This window comes from Streptomyces sp. NPDC104367 (genome assembly GCF_055583825.1).
The window spans coordinates 85,864-103,536 of record NZ_JBVJND010000013.1; the positions used below are offsets into that span (position 1 = coordinate 85,864).

Here is a 17,673-nt window from a genome sequence, read left to right on the forward strand (position 1 = left end):
GGATCGCGGCATGAGCGACCTGCGTATACGCGCCGCCGGACCCGAGGACCTGGACACCGTGCTCGCCTTCTGGCGGACGGCGGCCGAGGGCACCAGCATCAGCGACGACCGCGGCGGCGTGGACCGCCTGGTCGCCCGCGATCCCGAGTCCCTGCTCCTCGCCGAGCTGGACGGTGAGCTGGTGGGCACGGTGATTGCGGGCTTCGACGGCTGGCGCTGCCATCTGTACCGGCTGGCGGTGCATCCGGAGCGTCGGCGCCGGGGCATCGGCTCGGCGCTGCTGGCGGCGGCCGAGGAGCGGTTCGTCACGCTGGGCGGGCGCCGCGGGGACGCGATGGTGCTGGTACGCAACGAGACCGCGCACCATACCTGGCGGGCGGCGGGGTACGAGCGCCAGGAGACATGGCGGCGCTGGGTGAAGCCGCTCCCGGACCCCGCGGACTGACGGGGACCGCCGACGGACGGGGACCGCAGACGGACGGGGCCGGCGGACGACGGGGTCTGGGGACGACGTGCCACGCGACCGACAGGGCCGGCGGCCGGAAGGGGCCGCCGACCGAGGGAGGCTTTGCCGATCCTTTACCCTGGGGGTGATCTCCGTGCGAGGACGAGTTCCTCGACGAAAGGTGTGCGAGTGTCCGCCCTGTCCGATCATGGGACGGAGGTGACCCGATGACCGAAGTGCTCCTGCTGCTGGTGGCGATCCTGCTCTCGCTCGCCTGCGGTGCCTTCGTCGCGGCCGAGTTCTCGCTGACGACGGTCGAGCGCGGTGAGCTGGAGCGGGCCGCCGAGCGCGGCGAGCGGGGCGCGTCGGGCGCCCTGAAGGCCGTACGGAACCTGACGTTCCAGCTCTCGGGGGCGCAGCTCGGCATCACGGTCACCAATCTGGTCGTCGGCATGCTCGCCGAGGCGTCGATCGCCGAGCTGCTGGCCGGCCCGCTGGAGGCGGTGGGCGTCCCGGCGTCGGCGGCGGGCTCGGTGGCGCTGGTGATCGGCACCGCGCTGTCCACGGTGTTCCTGATGGTCGTCGGCGAGCTGGTGCCCAAGAACTGGGCGATCTCCTCGCCGCTGGCCGTGGCCAAGCGGGTGGGCAATGCCCAGCGCTGGTTCAGCTCGGCCTTCCGGCCGTTCATCACGCATCTCAACAACACCGCGAACCGGGTGGTGCGGCGCCTGGGCCTGGAGCCCGCCGAGGAGCTGGCCTCCGCGCGCGGGCCCCAGGAGCTGGCCGCGCTGGCCCGGCACTCCGCCAGGCAGGGGGCGCTGGAGGCGGACACCGCCGAGCTGTTCGTGCGCACGCTGAACCTCGCCGACCTCACCGCGGAGAACGTGATGACCCCGCGCGTCCAGGTCGTCGCCCTGGAGCTGCACGCGACCTGCGAGGACGTGGCGAACGCGACCCGGGCGACCGGGCTGTCCCGCTTCCCGGTCTACCGGGACAGCCTCGACTCGGTGGTCGGCACCGTCCACATCAAGGACGTCCTCGCCATGCCGGCCGGGGACCGGGCCCGTGCCTCGGTCGCCCAGCTGATGCGCGAACCGCTGCTGGTCCCCGAGTCCCTCACCGTCGACCGGCTCCTGGACCGCCTCGGCGGCCGGCGCACCATGGCGGTCGTCATCGACGAGTACGGCGGTACGGCCGGGGTCGCCACCCTGGAGGACATCGTGGAAGAGGTCGTCGGCGAGGTCCGCGACGAGCACGACCCGCACGAGACCCCCGACCTCGCTCCGGCCGGCGCCGACCGGGAGGGCCGCGCGCTCTACTCGGCGGACGGCGCCGCCCGGATGGACCAGCTCGCGCGGGTCGGCCTCCGGGCGCCCGAGGGGCCGTACGAGACGCTGGCGGGGCTGGTCGCGACCGAGCTGGGCCGGATACCCGAGGTCGGGGACGGCGTGGTGGTCGCCGGATGGCGGCTCGACGTGGTGGACGCGTCGGGGCGGCGGGCGTCGCGGGTGCTGCTGCACGCGCCGGCCGAGGACGAACGGGAGGGGGAGCGGTGACCGTCGTACAGCTGCTGATCGGTCTGGCGACGCTGGTCGTCAACGCGTTCTTCGTGGGCGGCGAGTTCGCGCTGATCTCGGTGCGCCGCTCCCAGATCGAGCCGCACGCCGAGGCGGGCGACCGGCGGGCCAGGAGCGTGCTGTGGGGGCTGGAGCACGTCTCCGCGCTGCTGGCCACCGCCCAGCTCGGCATCACGCTGTGCACGCTGGTCCTGGGCGTGGTCGCGGAACCGGCCATCGCCCATCTGCTCGAACCGGTGTTCCACGCGGTCGGGGTGTCCCAGGGCGCGGGCCACGTCGTGTCCTTCGTGATCGCGCTCACCCTGGCGACGTACCTGCACATGCTGTTCGGCGAGATGGTGCCGAAGAACGTGGCGCTCGCCGAGCCCGTGCGCAGCGCGCTGCTGCTGGGGCCGCCCCTGGTGGCGCTGTCGCGGGCGCTGCGCCCGGTGATCTTCACGGTGAACGCCTTCTCGAACGGCCTGCTCAAGCTGTTGCGGGTGGAGCCCAAGGGCGAGGTCGCGGCGACCTTCACGGACACCGAGCTGGCCGACATCGTCCGGGACGCCGGTGCCGCGGGGCTGATCGACGAGCGGGCCAGGGAGCGGCTGCACGACGCCCTGGAGCTGGGGCGGCGGCCGGTGCGGGACGTGGTTGTGCCGCTGGAACGCGTCGTCTACGCGCGCGTGGGCATCACGCCGGAGGAACTGGAACGGCTGTCGGCGGAGTCGGGTTTCTCGCGCTTCCCGGTGGTCGACGAGGGGCGGCGGATCGTCGGCTATCTGCACGTCAAGGACGCGCTGGACGCCTCGCCCCGGGAGGCGGCGTTCCGGCTGCGGGACATGCGGCCCATCGCGCGGGTGCGCGAGGACACCCCGCTGGACGACGTGCTCACCGCGATGCGCGGCAGCCGCACCCATCTGGCGGGCGTGCTCGGCGACGACGGCCGGCTGGCCGGGCTGGTGACGATGGAGGACGTGCTGCGGGAGCTGTTCGGGCAGCACGCCTAGGGCGACGGCGCCGCGGGGGCGGCTTCGTAGGGGCGGCTTCGCAGGGACGGCTTCGCAGGGCTGGCTTCGCAGGGCTGGCTTCGCAGGGCTGGCTTCGCAGGGGCGGCGGCGCAAGGACGACGGGCCGGTCTCGCCGACCGCCGCGCGGTGCCCGGCCCGGGGAGTGACCGACCGCCCGGGGAGTGACCGACCGGCGGGTATGAGCCTCGGGATACCATTTCCGTCGCCATGCAGAAGAACCCGGTGCCTCCCGCACACACCAGCCTGGTCGCGATCGGCGACTCCTTCACCGAGGGCATGTCGGACCTGACCTCCGACGGCTCCTACCGGGGCTGGGCCGACGTCCTGGCCGCACGGATGGCCGCCCGCACCCCCGGCTTCCGCTACGCGAACCTCGCGGTGCGCGGCAAGCTGATCGGGCAGATCGTCGAGGAGCAGGTGGACGTGGCGGTCGCCATGCGGCCCGATGTGATCACACTGGTCGGCGGCCTCAACGACACCCTGCGCCCCAAGTGCGACATGGTCCGGGTCAGGGATCTGCTCACCGAGGCCGTGGAGCGGCTGGCGCCGGCCTGCGAGCGGCTGGTGCTGATGCGCAGCCCGGGCCGCCAGGGACCCGTGCTGGAGCGGTTCCGTCCCCGGATGGAGGAACTGTTCGCGTGCGTCGACGCGCTGGCCGAGCGGCACGGCGCGCTCGTGGTCGACCTGTACGGCGCCCCCTCGCTGGCCGATCCGCGGATGTGGGACGTGGACCGGCTGCACCTGACGGCCGAGGGGCACCGCAGGGTCGCCGAGGCGGTCTGGCAGACCCTGGGCCACGAGCCCGAGGACCCCGAGTGGCGCACACCGATGCCGGACACCCCGCCGCCCGGCTGGGCCGCCCGCCGGGCCGCGGACGCCCGCTTCACCAAGCAGTACCTGCTGCCCTGGATAGCCCGCCGCCTCACCGGCCGCTCCTCGGGCGACGGCCGCGCGCCCAAGCGCCCGGAGCTGCTGCCGTACGAGGCGTAGGGCGCGGCTCGCGCCCTCGGCCGAGCGCTCAGCCCACCCGGCGGAACGCTCAGCCAGCACGGCCGAGCGTCAGCCCGCGCGGTCGAGCCGGAAGCGCGGGTGGGGCTCGGCCCGGCCGGTGGCCAGGTCCGCCGCCATCGCCCCGATCAGCGGGGCGAACTTGGCGCCGTGACCGGAGCACGGGGAGACGATCACGAGCGGGCCCTGCCGGTCCAGGACGAAGTCCTCGTCGGGCGTGGTGGTGTAGAGGCAGGTCGCCTCGGCGACCGGTACGGGGTCGAGGCCCGGCAGCCGGTCGCGGACGTATCCGCTCACCCGCGCCCGGGACGCCGGATCGACCACCCCGCTGCGGGTACGGGCACCGGTCGGGGTGCCCCGGTCGTGCTCGGCCACCTTCACGGCCGGCGCGAAGCCCCCGTCGCTGCCCGACGGCAGTCCGTAGACCTGCATGTCCGCGTCCTTGGCCACCAGGATCGGCCACCGCTGCCCGGGCTCGCGCTGCCGGAAGTGGAAGACCTGCTGCTGGGTCACCCGCAACGGCGGCAGCGTGACGGGCAGTTCCAGCTCCGGCAGCCAGGGTCCGGCCGCGATCACCACGCTGTCGGCGGCGATCTCACGGCCGTCGTCGGTGCGCAGCAGCGCCGTGCCGTCCCCGAGCACCCCGACGTCCGTCACCCGCACGCCGATCAACGCCTCGGCCCCGTGCTCGACCGCCCCGCGCACACAGGCGGCGACGGTCTCGTCGGCGTCCAGCACCCCGGCGCCCGGGTGGTGGAGCACCGGTCCGTCGAACCGGATGTACGGCCAGCGCTCCCGGGCCGCCTCCGCCGCCAGGAGTTCGTACGGAACCCCGGCCGCCGCCAGCACCCGGGCGAGCCCCTCCGGGTCGCGGCCCTCCCCCAGGTCGAGCCCACCGGTGATCCGCAGCAGGGGCGTCGAGGTGTCCTCCTCCAGCGCGCGCCACTCCTCGTACGCCCGTCCGGTGAGCCCGACGTAGAAGGGGTCGGCGTACGCGTGCCGGAAGATGCGCGAACTGCCGTGCGAGCTGCCCTTCTTGTGGCCGATGTCGTATGCCTCGATCAGGGTGACCGGATGGCCGCGCCGGGCTAGCTGCCAGGCGGTGGCAGCGCCCATGAGTCCGGCTCCGACGACGGCGATCACCGGCCCGCTCCCGGGATCCAGTCGGTGCCGGCGAGCGGCACCCGGGCCATGGCGGCGGCCTCGATCGTGAGGGCGACCAGGTCCTCCGGTTCGAGGTGCAGGAGGTGGGCCTTGCCGCAGGCGCGGGCCAGGGTCTGGGCCTCCATGGTCATCACCCGCAGGAAGTTGGCGAGCCGCCGGCCGCCGTCGACGGGGTCGAGCCGGGCGGCGAGTTCCGGGTCCTGGGTGGAGATGCCGGCCGGGTCGCGGCCGTCCTGGTAGTCGTCGAAGAAGCCGGCCGCCGAGCCCAGCCGCCGGTACTCGGCGTCGTGCCGGGGGTGGTTGTCGCCGAGCGCGATGAGCGCCGCCGTACCGATGGCGACCGCGTCCGCTCCCAGCGCCAGCGCCTTGGCCATGTCGGCGCCGGACCGGATGCCGCCGGACACCACCAGCTGCACCTCCCGGTGGACGCCCAGTTCCTGGAGCGCCCGCACGGCCTGCGGCAGGGCCGCGAGCGTCGGGATGCCGACGTGCTCGATGAAGACGTCCTGGGTGGCGGCCGTACCGCCCTGCATGCCGTCCACCACCACGACGTCGGCACCGGCCTGGACGGCGAGTTTGACGTCGTAGTACGTGCGGGTCGCGCCGACCTTCACATAGACCGGCTTCTCCCAGTCGGTGATCTCCCGCAGTTCGAGGATCTTGATGGCGAGGTCGTCGGGTCCGGTCCAGTCGGGGTGCCGGCAGGCGCTGCGCTGGTCGACGCCGACGGGCAGCGTCCGCATGCCGGCGATCCGTTCGGTGACCTTCTGCCCGAGCAGCATGCCGCCGCCACCGGGTTTGGCGCCCTGTCCGAGCACGACCTCGATGGCGTCGGCGGCCCGCAGGTCGTCGGGGTTCATCCCGTACCGGGACGGCAGGTACTGGTACACGAGGTGCTTGGAGTGCCCGCGCTCCTCGGGGGTCATGCCGCCGTCGCCGGTGGTCGTGGACGTGCCGGCCTCGCTGGCACCCCGCCCGAGCGCCTCCTTGGCCTGGGCGGACAGCGCGCCGAAGCTCATGCCGGCGATGGTGACGGGGGTGGCGAGCCGCAGCGGGTTCCTGGCGTGCCGGGTGCCGAGCACCACCTCGGTGTCGCACCGCTCGCGGTAACCCTCCAGCGGGTAGCGGGACATGGAGGCGCCGAGCAGCAGCAGGTCGTCGAAGTGCGGGAGGCTGCGCTTGGCCCCCCAGCCGCGGATGTCGTAGATGCCGGTGTCGGCGGCGCGCTGGATGGCGTGGATGGTGGCCCGGTCGAAGGTGGCGGACTCGCGGAGGCCGCGCGATGCGTGTTCCAAGGTTCACAACTCCAAACTGGGGGGATCGCTCAGGGGCTCGGTGGCAACGGCGCTAGTAGGCGGCCGAGTTGTCGACCTTGAAGTGGTAGAGCTCCCGGGCCGAGCCGTACCGGCGGAACTCGCCCGGGTCCTCGTCCCGCTCCGCCGCCTTCAGCAACTCGGCGAGCTCCGCCAGGTGTTCGTCCCGTATCTCCTTCTCCACGCAGTCCGCCCCGAGCGACTTCACCGTGCCGCGCACGTAGATCCGCGCCTCGTACAGCGAGTCCCCCAGCGCCTCCCCCGCGTCCCCGCAGACGACCAGCCGCCCCGCCTGCCCCATGAACGCGCTCATGTGACCGGCATTCCCGCCGACCACGATGTCCACGCCCTTCATGGAGATCCCGCAGCGGGCCGACGCGTCGCCGTCGATCACCAGCAGTCCGCCGTGGGCCGTGGCGCCCGCCGACTGCGAGGCGCTGCCGCGCACCCGGACCGTCCCGGACATCATGTTCTCGGCGACCCCGGTCCCCGCGTTGCCGTGCACGGTGACCGTGGCGTACTGGTTCATGCCGGCGCAGTAGTAGCCGACATGGCCCTCGACGTCGACGGTGAGGGCGTCCCGGATGCCGCAGGCGACGGCATGCGCGCCGCGCGGGTTGGCCACCCGCCAGGGGCCGGCCCCGGCCGCCGGCGCGTGGAGCGCCGCGTTCAGCTCCCGTACCGGCGTCCTCGCGAGGTCGATCAGCGTCGCCATACGTACACCTCTTCAGGCTCGGGTTCGAAGATGCGGGCGTTCTCGATGCCCGGGAGGACGTCCAGCGCCCGGTACTCGGAGGCCATCGCGACCCAGTCGGCGGTCTCCGCGACCAGCGCGGGCTTGCAGGCGATGGCGTCCCGGACGACCGCGAAGGAGTCGCCCGTGGAGACGAGCAGCGTGTAGAAGCCGTCGAACCGCTCGCACAGCAGCCGCAGCGCCTTCTCCAGGTCGGCGCCCTGGGCCAGTTGGTGGGCGATGAACCGGGCGCCGACCTCGGAGTCGTTCTCGCTGTCGAACCCGACTCCCCGGGCGCGCAGTTCACGCCGGATCGTGGCGTGGTTGGCGAACGAGCCGTTGTGCACCAGGCACTGCCCGGGCCCGACGGAGAAGGGGTGGGCGCCCTCGGGGGTGACCGCCGACTCGGTGGCCATCCGGGTGTGTCCCACGCCCTGCCAGCCGGTCACCCCGGCGAGCCCGAACGACTCGGCGAGCCCGACCGGGTCCCCGACGCCCTTGAGCACGGCGCAGCCCTCGCCGGAGCCGATCACCCGGGCGTGCGGCAGCGCGGCGGCGACCCGTGCGGCCTCCGCGTGGACCACCGTGGTCACGTCGGCGTCGTGGGCGACCACGCCCGGCAGCGCCGCCTCGGCCTCCGCCTTCGAGGTGCCGAGCAGTGACACCACGCTCCGTCCTGGCGGTGACAGCCGTGGATCGCCGTAGACGGCGACACCGGCCGAGTCCGGCCCGCGTTCGACGACCTGTCCCAGCATCGCGGCGAGGAGTTCGCCCAGCCGGGGTTCCAGAGCGGGCTCCCGCAGATGGAGCCCGACGATTCCACACATACCGAGTCCCTTCAGAAGGCGGTCAGGTAGCGGTCCAGCTCCCACGGGCCGACCGTGGAGTGCCAGTCGAAGAACTCCTCGCGCTTGAGGTCGGCGAAGTACCGGCTCACTCCGGGTCCGGCCGCGTCGAGGGTGCCGCTGATCACGTCGTCGGCCTGGAGCGCCTCGACGGCGTGCAGGAGGGTCGGCGGGAGTTCCGGTCCCTTGCCGCCGGCGCCCGGCTCGCCCGGGTCCAGGCCGCGTTCGATGCCGTCGAGGCCCGCGGCGAGGGCGGCGGCAGCGGCGAGGTAGGGGTTGGCGGCGCCGTCGCCGCCGCGCAGTTCGACGCGGTTGCCGTCGGGGACGCGCACGAAGTGGGTGCGGTCGTTGCCGCCGTAGCCGGCGACGCGCGGCGACCAGGTGGCGCCGGAGCGGGTGGAGACGGCGCCGGTCCGCTTGTACGAGTTGACGGTGGGCGCGATGACGGCCTGGAGGGCCCGCGCGTGCTCGATGATCCCGGCGACGAAGGAGTAGGCGAGCGGGGAGAGTCCGAGGCCGCGGGCGTCGGTCGCGTCGGGGAAGGCGGGCCGGTCCCCCCGCCACAGGGACAGGTGCAGGTGCATGCCGGTGCCGGTGCGGTCGGTGAACGGCTTCGGCATGAACGTGGCCGTCATGCCGCGCTGTTCGGCGAGGACCGACACCAGGTACCGCATGGTGATGACCCGGTCGGCGGTGGTGAGGGCGTCGGCGTGCTTGAAGTTCTGCTCGAACTGGCCGTTGCCGTCCTCGTGGTCATTGGCGTAGTTGCCCCAGCCGAGGCTGTTCATCGCGCTGGAGACGGCGGTGAGGTGGTCGTACATCCGGGTCAGGCCGCGGGCGTCGTAACAGGGCCGGCTCGCGGTGTCCTTGCGGTCGGCGACGCTGAGCACGCCGTGCTCGTCCCGGTTGACCAGGAAGTACTCGACCTCGGCGCCGACGACGAGGGAGAGTCCGTGCGCGGCGGCCCGGTCCAGCAGCGTGCGCAGGACGACGCGCGGGGCGTAGGGCCAGGGGCGGCCCTCCACGTACGGGTCGCAGTGGACGAGGGCGAGACCGGGCCTGACGAAGGGGAGCGGGGTGTACGAGGAGGCGTCGGGGCGGGCGACGACGTCGGGGTCGCTGGGCTGCTGGCCGAGCGCGCCGGCCGCGTACCCGGCGAAGCCGACGCCCTCGTCGCGCAGTTCCTCGACGGCCTGGGCGGGGACGAGCTTGGCGCACGGTTTGCCGGTCAGGTCGACGAAGACGGCGAGCACGAACTCGACGCCGTCGTCCCGGACCAGTCGGGCCAGGTCGGCTTCGGCGGCCTGCCCGGCCCGCTCCGCCTGGTCTGTCGTCATGGGGGCCTCCCAAGAGGTGTCCACTCACATGAATCACTGTTGCACACCAGTAGACAGTCCGGGTGTTACGGCGGGATGTCCGTCCGGGAAGTTCCGCGTTAGCCCGGGCCTCGGCCGCACATCGGAAAGGGCCGGCCACCGCCTCCGGGGAGGGGTGACCGGCCCTGGACCGACCGTCAGGAGACGTCGACCGACGGCCTGTCGGCGCTGTCCACGGGCACCGGCCCGCCGCCGGCGACCCACAGCGGCTTGAGCCGGTACGTCAGCAGGTACAGCACCGCTCCCGCGCCCGCCGCCACGAACATGCTCAGATCACCCGCGCCCGGGAACGCCTTCGAGAACGGCCCCGTGAAGAAGCTGGACTGCCAGAACGGCACCGACGCCGCGACCCCGCCCGCCCAGGCCACGAACCCCCAGTCCAGCACCCGCCGCCGGTCGTACAGCTCGCGGATCCGGGAGGGGTCCGAACGGCCGCCGAGATAGAAGTCGAGCAGCAGCACCGCCGCGAACGGCGCGATGAAGTAGGCGGTCAGGTTCAGGAAGACCTTGAACTTGTCCTCCGTGCCCGACTCCCCCCACAGGCTGATCACGTAGGCGAGCAGACAGATCACCGTCACCGCCTGCGAGCGGCTCACCGGCACCTTCAGCGTCTGCACCGAGATCGCGCCGCCGTACACGTTCAGGAAGTTCTGCGCGAGCGCCGACAGGCCCACCGCGATCAGCGCCGGCACCGCGAACGGCCCGGCCAGCTCGTGCAGCGCCGTGATCGAGTCCGAACTCGTGGCGCTGCCGCCGACCACCACGCCCAGGATGCCCAGCCAGCAGATCGTGACGAAGTTGCCGAGCCCGGTGTACCAGGCGGTGCGCGACACCGCCTCCGGCGTGTCCGGCAGGTACCGCGAGTAGTCCGAGGCGAACGGCGCCCAGGCCACCAGGAAGGACAGGAACCACCCCCCGAACGTCACCCAGCCGCCGGTGGATCCGATGTATCCGGACGCGTGCGGGTCGGCGTGGAAGAGGCTGCCGCCGCGCACCACCGCGACCACCGTGATCAGCAGGAACAACGGCGTCAGGACGTACGTCAGCACCTTCTGGAGGTAGTTGATCATGTTGTAGCCGTAGATCGCGACCACCAGCTGCACGGCCGTCAGCACCCCGGCGCACGCCCAGAACGGCAGCCCCGTCAGCTCCGCGAACGCCTTGCCGCCGAGGATGACGGTGACCGACGCCCAGCCGATCCCCGCGAACACGTTGATGTACGCCACCGGCAGGAAGTTGCCGAAGAACCCCAGCGGGCCCCGCGCCTGGATCTGCTGCGGCACCCCGAGCCGCACCCCCATCCGCGACATCACCGCCATCAGCACCGACCCCAGCGCCGCCCCCACCACGATCGCCGTCACCGCCGCGCCGAAGCTCAGCCCGAACCACGCCGCGCTGAACCCCAGCAGGATGATCGGGAAGTTCAGACCCGCCGCGAACCACACGAAGAACTGCGAACTCGGCTTCCCGTGCCGCTCGCTGTCGGGAATGTGATCGACCCCGAACGGCTCGACCTTCGTGACCGCACTGCCGTAGACCGGCAGCGGTGCTCCTTCTGCCATGCGGTGCTCCTCTGCTCTTGCTGTGGGAGCCGAGGGTGACCCAGACGCCTTCGTCGGCTCTTGCATGGCAGAGGACGCTAAATAGGCCACACACCCGTGTCAACACCTTCGACACAAGACTCAAGAAGTTCCTGGTGAGCGGGTTAAAGGCAGGAGTCGTGCGCATTTCTCCAGGTGAAGCCTTGACGATCCCAGGCCACACTTCTAGCCTCGCTTGCATGGCAGGGGGATCAGTGGCGTCCCGACAGTTGACGACGCCTGGGCACCCCCACTACGTTCACGTACCATGCAACAACCCAGTGGTCGGGCGCGGAAGCCGCTCCAGCAGACGAGCATGCAGGCCCGCGTCGCCGAGGAGCTGCGGCAGATGATCATCACCGGTGAGCTGCCGCCGCGGTCGAGCCTGTCGGAGATGGCGCTGTCGGAGACCTTCGGGGTCAGCCGGACACCGATCCGCGAGGCCCTGAAGCAGTTGCAGATCGAGGGCCTGGTGGAGGTACGGCCCCGGGTCGGCACCTTCGTCGCGGTGCCCTCGCGCCGGGAGATCACCGAGCTGTTCCAGATGAAGGAGCTGCTGGAGGGCGCGGCGGCGCGGTTGCTGGCCTTCCGCGGCAACGTGCCGGAGGTGACCCGCCTGGAGGAGAACATGCGGGCGGCCGACGAGGCGGTGCGCGCGGGCGACTCCACGGAGTACGCGCGGCTGGTGCACGAGTTCCACGACCTGATCGTGGCGGGCGCCGACAACACCAAGCTGGAGGCGCACTACCGCACCCTGATGAACCAGCTCGCCTACGCGCGCCTGGTCCGCACCTCGCTGTCCCAGCCCGGCCGGCTGACCGAGTCCGACCACGAGCACCACCGCGTCCTGGACCTGGTCCTCGCCAAGGACGGCGACGGCGCCGAGCGCGTGATGCGCGAGCACGTCCGGCGCAGCCACCAGGCGCTGCTGGCCGGGATGGACGAACGGCGGCGCGAGGGGGAGCGGCGGGACGGGGACGCCGGCCTGGCCGGTTCACCGGGGTGACCTGCGCGTCCTGCTCCGTGGACGCTCCCGGGGCGCTTCCGGGCTGCGGGTAAACTCCCTCCACGTGACTTCAGCCGCACCCGCCAAGCCCCGCATCCCGAACGTCCTCGCCGGACGTTACGCCTCCGCCGAGCTCGCCACGCTCTGGTCGCCCGAGCAGAAGGTGAAGCTGGAGCGCCAGCTCTGGCTCGCCGTGCTGCGGGCCCAGAAGGACCTCGGGATCGAGGTGCCGGACGAGGCGATCGCCGACTACGAGCGGGTCCTCGACACCGTCGACCTCGCCTCCATCGCCGAGCGCGAGAAGGTCACGCGGCACGACGTGAAGGCGCGCATCGAGGAGTTCAACGACCTCGCCGGGCACGAGCACGTGCACAAGGGCATGACCTCCCGCGACCTGACGGAGAACGTCGAGCAGCTCCAGATCCGGCTCTCGCTGGAGCTGGTGCGCGACCGTACGGTGGCGGTCCTGGCGCGCCTGGGCAAGCTGTCCGGCGAGTACGCCGAGCTGGTCATGGCCGGCCGTTCGCACAACGTGGCGGCGCAGGCCACCACCCTCGGCAAGCGGTTCGCGACCGCCTCCGACGAGCTGCTGGTGGCGTACGGCCGCGTCGAGGAGCTGCTCGGCCGCTACCCGCTGCGCGGCATCAAGGGCCCGGTCGGCACGGCCCAGGACATGCTGGACCTGCTGGGCGGGGACGCGGCGAAGCTCGCGGAGCTGGAGGACCGGATCGCCGGTCACCTGGGCTTCGCGCAGGCCTTCACCTCCGTCGGCCAGGTCTACCCGCGCTCCCTCGACTACGAGGTGGTGACCGCGCTGGTGCAGCTGGCGGCGGCCCCGTCCTCGCTGGCCAAGACGATCCGGCTGATGGCCGGGCACGAACTGGTCACCGAGGGCTTCAAGCCGGGCCAGGTCGGCTCCTCCGCGATGCCGCACAAGATGAACACCCGGTCCTGCGAGCGCGTCAACGGCCTGATGGTCATCCTGCGCGGCTACGCGTCGATGACCGGCGAGCTGGCGGGCGACCAGTGGAACGAGGGCGACGTGTCCTGCTCGGTGGTGCGCCGGGTCGCGCTGCCGGACGCGTTCTTCGCGCTCGACGGTCTGCTGGAGACCTTCCTGACGGTCCTCGACGAGTTCGGTGCCTTCCCGGCCGTGGTCGCCCGCGAGCTGGACCGCTACCTGCCCTTCCTCGCCACCACCAAGGTGCTGATGGGCGCGGTGCGGGCGGGCGTCGGCCGTGAGGTCGCGCACGAGGCGATCAAGGAGAACGCGGTGGCCACCGCGCTCGCGATGCGGGAGCAGGGTGCCGAGCGCAACGACCTGCTCGACAAGCTGGCCGCCGACGAGCGGCTGCCGCTCGACCGTGAGCAGCTGGCGGCGCTGATGGCCGACAAGCTCTCCTTCACCGGCGCGGCCGCCGACCAGGTCGGCGTGGTCGTCGGCCGGATCGAGGAGATCGCGAAGCAGCACCCGGAGGCGGCCGGCTACACGCCCGGGGCGATCCTCTGACCCGGTTCACTGCGGCGGAACTGGAGGCCGCCCGCGACCGTCTCGTCCCGGACGTGATCGCGGACGGCCTGCGCGTCCTGTTCTGCGGGATCAACCCCGGCCTGATGACGGCGGCGACGGGCCACCACTTCGCCCGCCCCGGGAACCGCTTCTGGCCGGTGCTGCACCTGTCCGGCTTCACCCCGAGGCTGCTGAAGCCCGCGGAGCAGGGCGAGTTGCTGTCGTACGGGCTCGGCATCACCAACGTGGTGGCGCGGGCGACCGCGCGGGCCGACGAGCTGACCGCCGCGGAGTACACCGAGGGCGGGCGGCTGCTGACGGCGAAGGTCACGCGGGTGCGGCCGAAGTGGCTGGCGGTGGTGGGGGTGACGGCGTACCGGGCCGCGTTCGACGACCGCGGGGCCCGGGTGGGGCCGCAGGAGCGGACCATCGGGGACACCAGGGTGTGGGTGCTGCCGAACCCCAGCGGGCTGAACGCGCACTGGACGGCGGCGACGATGGCGCAGGAGTTCGGGCGGCTGCGGGAGGCGGCGGGCTGACCGGTGCGGTCAGGGCGGGTCGGGACGGGTCAGGGCGGGTCCACGTCGGTGATCACGGCGAGCAGCTGGAAAGGCAGCTCCCGGTCCCACTGGGAGACGCCGAGGGCGATCCAGCGGCCGGTCTCGGCCGACCTCCACAGGTGCAGGTCGGGCACGTGCGAGGCGAGGGCGCGCCACGGCTCGGGTATCTCCTCGCCCTCCTCGCTCCGCTGGAGGACGCTGAACAGGCTGACCGGGCCGGCCGCCTCCCAGCGCTCGCTCAGCCGCTCCCCCAGCGCGTCCCGGTCGGCGTCGAACTGCGCCTCCGTCTCCTCCCACACGTCCGGGTCGGCCTCGTGGAAGGCGTCGCTGGTCCGTAACTCGGCTGTCAGATAACCCGGTCCGCCCGTGCCGACGTCGGTCCTGCCGTGCTCCGCCGGGAACCGGCGGGCGCACAGCTCGGCGATGACGGCGAGGTGCTGCGCGATGTCCATGTGATCCAGTAAAGCGCGCGCCACTGACAACTGGCGGTCCGTCAGGCGTCCCGCCGGCCCAGGCTCCGGGCCCCGGCGAACAGCGCCGCCGCCGTCCACAGCGCGGTCACGGCGAGTCCGCTCCAGGGGCCGGGCGAGCCGTCCCGGGCACTGTGCAGCGCCGTCTGGCCGGCCCGGTCGGGCAGCAGGCCGGCGACGCCTCCGGAGAGGTCGCCGACCACGAAGGACACGGTCAGCAGGAACGGGATCAGGACGGACAGCGTCACCGTGCCGCCGCGCAGGACGGCGGTGAGTCCCGCCGCGAACAGGGCCATCAGCGTCAGGTGGACACCGCAGGCCACCGCCGCGCGCAGCCCCTGTACCCAGGTCAAAGCGGCCGCTCCGAGCAGCTCGTCTGCTGCATCTGTGGGTGCCGATGCCGGTCGTCAGCGTGTGGCTCCACATCGACATGTCGACCCGGTGGGTACCGGCGCTGCTGCTTCCGCTCGGCCCGGTGCCCGCCGTGCGCCTGGGCGAGGGGGTCGCCGGGCGGCTGGGCGTCGGGGGTGAGACCGTGTAGTCCCACGTGGGTGCCGTGCCGGCGAAGCTCGGGGCGCGGGACCGCACCCGGGCGGTGATCACGGCGTACGAGTCGGGGTTCGTCGCGCCGCGTCGAGCGTGGATCTTCGTCAGGTCGGGGGCGCCGGGCACTCGCCGGGGCCGTCCGTGCCGAAGTACGATCCGGCCAACACGGCGGCTGGCTGGGAGGACGGACGTTGGCGGGCCTGACGGGCGGTGACCCCTCGCTGCTGCGAAGGATCAATTCCGCGGTGGTGCTGCACGCGCTGCGTGCCACGGACTGCGCGACGCTCACCGAGATCACCAGGGTGACCGGGCTGTCCCGACCGACCGTCGAGGGGGTCGTGGAAGGGCTCATCGAGGGCGGTCTGGTCGTCGAGAAGGCCGCCGAGGAGGGGGCCGCCAGGCGCCAGGGGCGGCCCGCGCGGCGGTTCCGGTTCCGGGCCGAGGCGGGGCATCTGCTGGGCCTGGAGATCGGCCCGCACCGGGTCGCCGCGCTCCTGTCCGACCTGGACGGCCGGCTGCTGGGGTCGCAGGCCAAGGACGTGGCCGAGACGGCCGACGCGGACGAGCGCCTGGAGCGGCTGCGCACCGCGGTCGCCGAACTGCTGCGCAGGGCCGGGGTGCCGCGCAGTTCGCTGCGGGCCGTCGGGGTCGGCACCCCGGGGATCGTCGAGGCGGACGGCCGGGTGCGGCTGGGCACCGCGCTGCCCCAGTGGACGGGGCTGCGGCTGGGCGAGCGGCTGAGCCGGTCCTTCAGGTGCCCGGTGCTGGTGGAGAACGACGCCAACGCGGCGGCCGTGGCCGAGCACTGGAAGGGCGCCGCCACCGAGTCCGACGACGTGGTGATGGTGCTGGCCGGGCTGAGTCCGGGCGCCGGTTCGCTGATCGGCGGGCGGCTGCACCGGGGGTACGGCGGGGCGGCCGGGGAGATCGGCGCGCTGCATCTGCTGGGCCGGGAGGTGACCCCGGAGACGCTGCTGTCCACCACCGACGAGCCGCTCCATCCGCTGGACGAGCAGGCGGTGGCCGAGGTGTTCGCGCTGGCCCGTGAGGGGGACGCGCGGGCGCGGGCCGCGGTGGAGCGGTTCATCCAGCGGCTGGTGCACGACGTGGCCGCGCTGGTGCTGGCCCTGGACCCGGAGCTGGTGGTGATCGGCGGCTGGGCGGCCGGGCTCGACGGCGTCCTGGAACCGCTGCGCCGCGAACTCGCCCGCTACTGTCTGCGGCCGCCCCGGGTGGCCCTCTCCCTGCTCGGCGAGGCGGCGGTGGCGACGGGTGCGCTGCGGCTGGCCCTCGACCATGTGGAGGAGCAGCTGTTCGCGGTGGACGGGACGGTCACCGCGCGCCGCTGAGCGGCCGCCCCGCCGAACGCGGCCCCACGCGACGCGCCCCGGTGGCGTTCCGGGGCGCGTGCCGCCGCGGGGGCGCGGGTGCGGGGCGGAGGTCAGGAGGCCTGGCGCTCGGGTCCGTGGTGGATCTCCACGTCTCCCAGGGCGCCGAAGGTCAGCCGGCAGGTGTCCGCGCGGTACGTGGCGACGGAGAGCGCGGCGGTCCGGCCGTCGGCGAGGAAGCGGGTGGTGACGACGAGGACCGGCGCGCCGGGCAGGCGGTCGAGTTCCCTGGCGTCCTCCGCGCGGGCCGAGCCGAGCTCCACGGAGCGGTCCTGGCCCTCCAGCTCCAGGTGCTGCAGCTCGCGCAGGACGGCACGCGCGCGTGCGGCCCCGGACGGCGTGTCGATCCCCGTCAGGTCCGGCACCGCGGACGCGGGGACGTAGAGGAGTTCGGCGGCGACGGGCTGGCCGTGGGAGACACGGGAGCGGCGCACGATGTGCACGGGCTCCTCCGCGCCGGTCTCCAGGGCGGTCGCGACGGCGGCGGGCGGCACGGCGAGGGTGCCGTCGACGGGCTGCCAGGCGTCGCCGGGGGCGCCGGGCCAGACGTCCTGGCCGGTGCCGACCGCCACGCCCATGCGCGGCGGCGCGACCGTCGTACCGACACCGCGGCGGCGCTGCAGACGGCCTTCGAGTTCGAGCTGTTCGAGTGCCTGTCGGAGGGTGGCCCGGGCCACACCGAAGCGAGCGGCGAGGTCGCGCTCGTTGGGCAGGATCTCGCCGACCGAGAACTCCGAGTCGAGTGCCTCACTGAGCACGGTCTTGAGATGCCAGTATTTCGGCTCCGGCACCGATTCCAGCTGCGTGGTCCCCACCCTGTCCTCCGCAATAGCCGTGGTCCGGCGGCGTTTTTAGCGCCCTTGTTTATTAAAGGTTGTTGTACTTATCTGCGACGATAGGGCGGTGCACACCCTTGGTCAAGACCAATCCTCGATCCCTGGGACAACGCACAGGGCCCGTGCCGGGCAGCGTTCACGAGGCGTTCGCACGAGGTCGTTCTCGTGACAAAACGGCAAAGCCCCCGTCGCACGCCGAGAGCCGCCGGAACAGGGTGAATCGGCCCTCGGCGGCGGGCCGCGGCCGGTCGGGATCGCGAAGGGCGCGTACGGCACCGCGTCTCGGCGCCGACACGGGACATCGGG

General features: G+C 72.9%; 16 protein-coding genes and 2 pseudogenes. 9 read left to right on the forward strand and 9 right to left on the reverse strand.

The genetic code is table 11. The features are described from left to right. Positions 1–10: 10 nt before the first annotated feature. From ACZ619_RS20855 to ACZ619_RS20870, 4 genes are all read left to right on the forward strand, one after another. Positions 11–445 carry a GNAT family N-acetyltransferase gene (locus ACZ619_RS20855; protein WP_469600850.1) on the forward strand — a complete coding sequence of 145 codons (435 nt, stop codon included), beginning with the start codon at positions 11–13 and terminating at the stop codon, positions 443–445. A 227-nt stretch (positions 446–672) separates the two neighbouring features. Beyond that, positions 673–2,001 (forward strand): hemolysin family protein, encoded by a 1,329-nt coding sequence (locus tag ACZ619_RS20860; RefSeq protein ID WP_469600853.1) that lies wholly within the window; start codon positions 673–675, stop codon positions 1,999–2,001. Continuing rightward, positions 1,998–3,011, forward strand: a complete 1,014-nt coding sequence (locus tag ACZ619_RS20865; RefSeq protein ID WP_469600855.1) for a hemolysin family protein — start codon at positions 1,998–2,000, stop codon at positions 3,009–3,011. Before ACZ619_RS20860 ends, ACZ619_RS20865 begins: the two co-directional genes overlap by 4 nt. 228 nt (positions 3,012–3,239) lie before the next feature. Beyond that, entirely contained in the window at positions 3,240–4,022 is a 783-nt protein-coding gene (locus tag ACZ619_RS20870; protein WP_469600857.1) for an SGNH/GDSL hydrolase family protein, read from the forward strand. Positions 4,023–4,091: 69 nt separating this feature from the next. Here ACZ619_RS20870 and ACZ619_RS20875 read toward each other — a convergent pair whose 3' ends face one another. The 6 genes from ACZ619_RS20875 to ACZ619_RS20900 all read right to left on the reverse strand — a co-directional run bounded on the left by ACZ619_RS20875 (position 4,092) and on the right by ACZ619_RS20900 (position 11,033). Beyond that, complete coding sequence (locus ACZ619_RS20875; protein ID WP_469600859.1) at positions 4,092–5,183, reverse strand: FAD-dependent oxidoreductase; 1,092 nt, start codon at positions 5,181–5,183, stop codon at positions 4,092–4,094. Then, on the reverse strand, positions 5,180–6,499 hold the full coding sequence (locus tag ACZ619_RS20880) for an FMN-binding glutamate synthase family protein (RefSeq protein ID WP_469600861.1): 1,320 nt from the start codon (positions 6,497–6,499) through the stop codon (positions 5,180–5,182). Before ACZ619_RS20880 ends, ACZ619_RS20875 begins: the two co-directional genes overlap by 4 nt. Positions 6,500–6,551: 52 nt before the next feature. Next, entirely contained in the window at positions 6,552–7,232 is a 681-nt protein-coding gene (locus ACZ619_RS20885; RefSeq protein ID WP_469600864.1) for a glutamate synthase, read from the reverse strand. Then, complete coding sequence (locus ACZ619_RS20890; protein ID WP_469600867.1) at positions 7,220–8,077, reverse strand: class II glutamine amidotransferase domain-containing protein; 858 nt, start codon at positions 8,075–8,077, stop codon at positions 7,220–7,222. The genes ACZ619_RS20885 and ACZ619_RS20890 overlap by 13 nt, the downstream gene beginning before the upstream one ends. 11 nt (positions 8,078–8,088) lie before the next feature. After that, positions 8,089–9,432, reverse strand: coding sequence for a type III glutamate--ammonia ligase (glnT, locus tag ACZ619_RS20895; protein WP_469600870.1), 1,344 nt, complete (start codon positions 9,430–9,432; stop codon positions 8,089–8,091). A gap of 176 nt (positions 9,433–9,608) precedes the next feature. Next, the gene (locus ACZ619_RS20900) at positions 9,609–11,033 is read right to left on the reverse strand and encodes a purine-cytosine permease family protein (RefSeq protein WP_469600873.1); all 1,425 of its coding nucleotides are present in this window, start codon (positions 11,031–11,033) and stop codon (positions 9,609–9,611) included. Between the two features lie 286 nt (positions 11,034–11,319). On the opposite strand from ACZ619_RS20900, the gene ACZ619_RS20905 reads away from it, so the two are divergent. The 3 genes from ACZ619_RS20905 (at position 11,320) to mug (ending at position 14,106) form a co-directional block, all read left to right on the forward strand. Next, the gene (locus ACZ619_RS20905; RefSeq protein ID WP_469600875.1) at positions 11,320–12,057 is read left to right on the forward strand and encodes a GntR family transcriptional regulator; all 738 of its coding nucleotides are present in this window, start codon (positions 11,320–11,322) and stop codon (positions 12,055–12,057) included. Between the two features lie 64 nt (positions 12,058–12,121). After that, positions 12,122–13,567 carry an adenylosuccinate lyase gene (gene purB, locus ACZ619_RS20910; protein WP_469600878.1) on the forward strand — a complete coding sequence of 482 codons (1,446 nt, stop codon included), beginning with the start codon at positions 12,122–12,124 and terminating at the stop codon, positions 13,565–13,567. Further along, positions 13,564–14,106 carry a G/U mismatch-specific DNA glycosylase gene (gene mug / locus ACZ619_RS20915; RefSeq protein WP_469601234.1) on the forward strand — a complete coding sequence of 181 codons (543 nt, stop codon included), beginning with the start codon at positions 13,564–13,566 and terminating at the stop codon, positions 14,104–14,106. The genes purB and mug overlap by 4 nt, the downstream gene beginning before the upstream one ends. 29 nt (positions 14,107–14,135) lie before the next feature. On the opposite strand, the gene ACZ619_RS20920 is transcribed toward mug, so the two are convergent. Together ACZ619_RS20920 and ACZ619_RS20925 are read right to left on the reverse strand one after the other, a co-directional pair. Then, positions 14,136–14,579: a hypothetical protein gene (locus tag ACZ619_RS20920; protein ID WP_469600880.1), complete on the reverse strand. Its 444-nt coding sequence runs from the start codon at positions 14,577–14,579 to the stop codon at positions 14,136–14,138. A 41-nt stretch (positions 14,580–14,620) separates the two neighbouring features. Continuing rightward, positions 14,621–14,959 (reverse strand): annotated as a pseudogene (locus ACZ619_RS20925) (ABC transporter permease); the annotation flags it as partial. A gap of 140 nt (positions 14,960–15,099) precedes the next feature. Between ACZ619_RS20925 and ACZ619_RS20930 the strand changes: the two are divergent. Continuing rightward, positions 15,100–15,228: pseudogene (locus tag ACZ619_RS20930) on the forward strand (DNA-binding response regulator); the annotation flags it as partial. A 106-nt stretch (positions 15,229–15,334) separates the two neighbouring features. After that, on the forward strand, positions 15,335–16,492 hold the full coding sequence (locus tag ACZ619_RS20935; RefSeq protein WP_469600882.1) for an ROK family transcriptional regulator: 1,158 nt from the start codon (positions 15,335–15,337) through the stop codon (positions 16,490–16,492). A 92-nt stretch (positions 16,493–16,584) separates the two neighbouring features. Here ACZ619_RS20935 and ACZ619_RS20940 read toward each other — a convergent pair whose 3' ends face one another. Beyond that, positions 16,585–17,346 carry a GntR family transcriptional regulator gene (locus ACZ619_RS20940; RefSeq protein WP_469600885.1) on the reverse strand — a complete coding sequence of 254 codons (762 nt, stop codon included), beginning with the start codon at positions 17,344–17,346 and terminating at the stop codon, positions 16,585–16,587. Between the last annotated feature and the right edge of the window lie 327 nt (positions 17,347–17,673).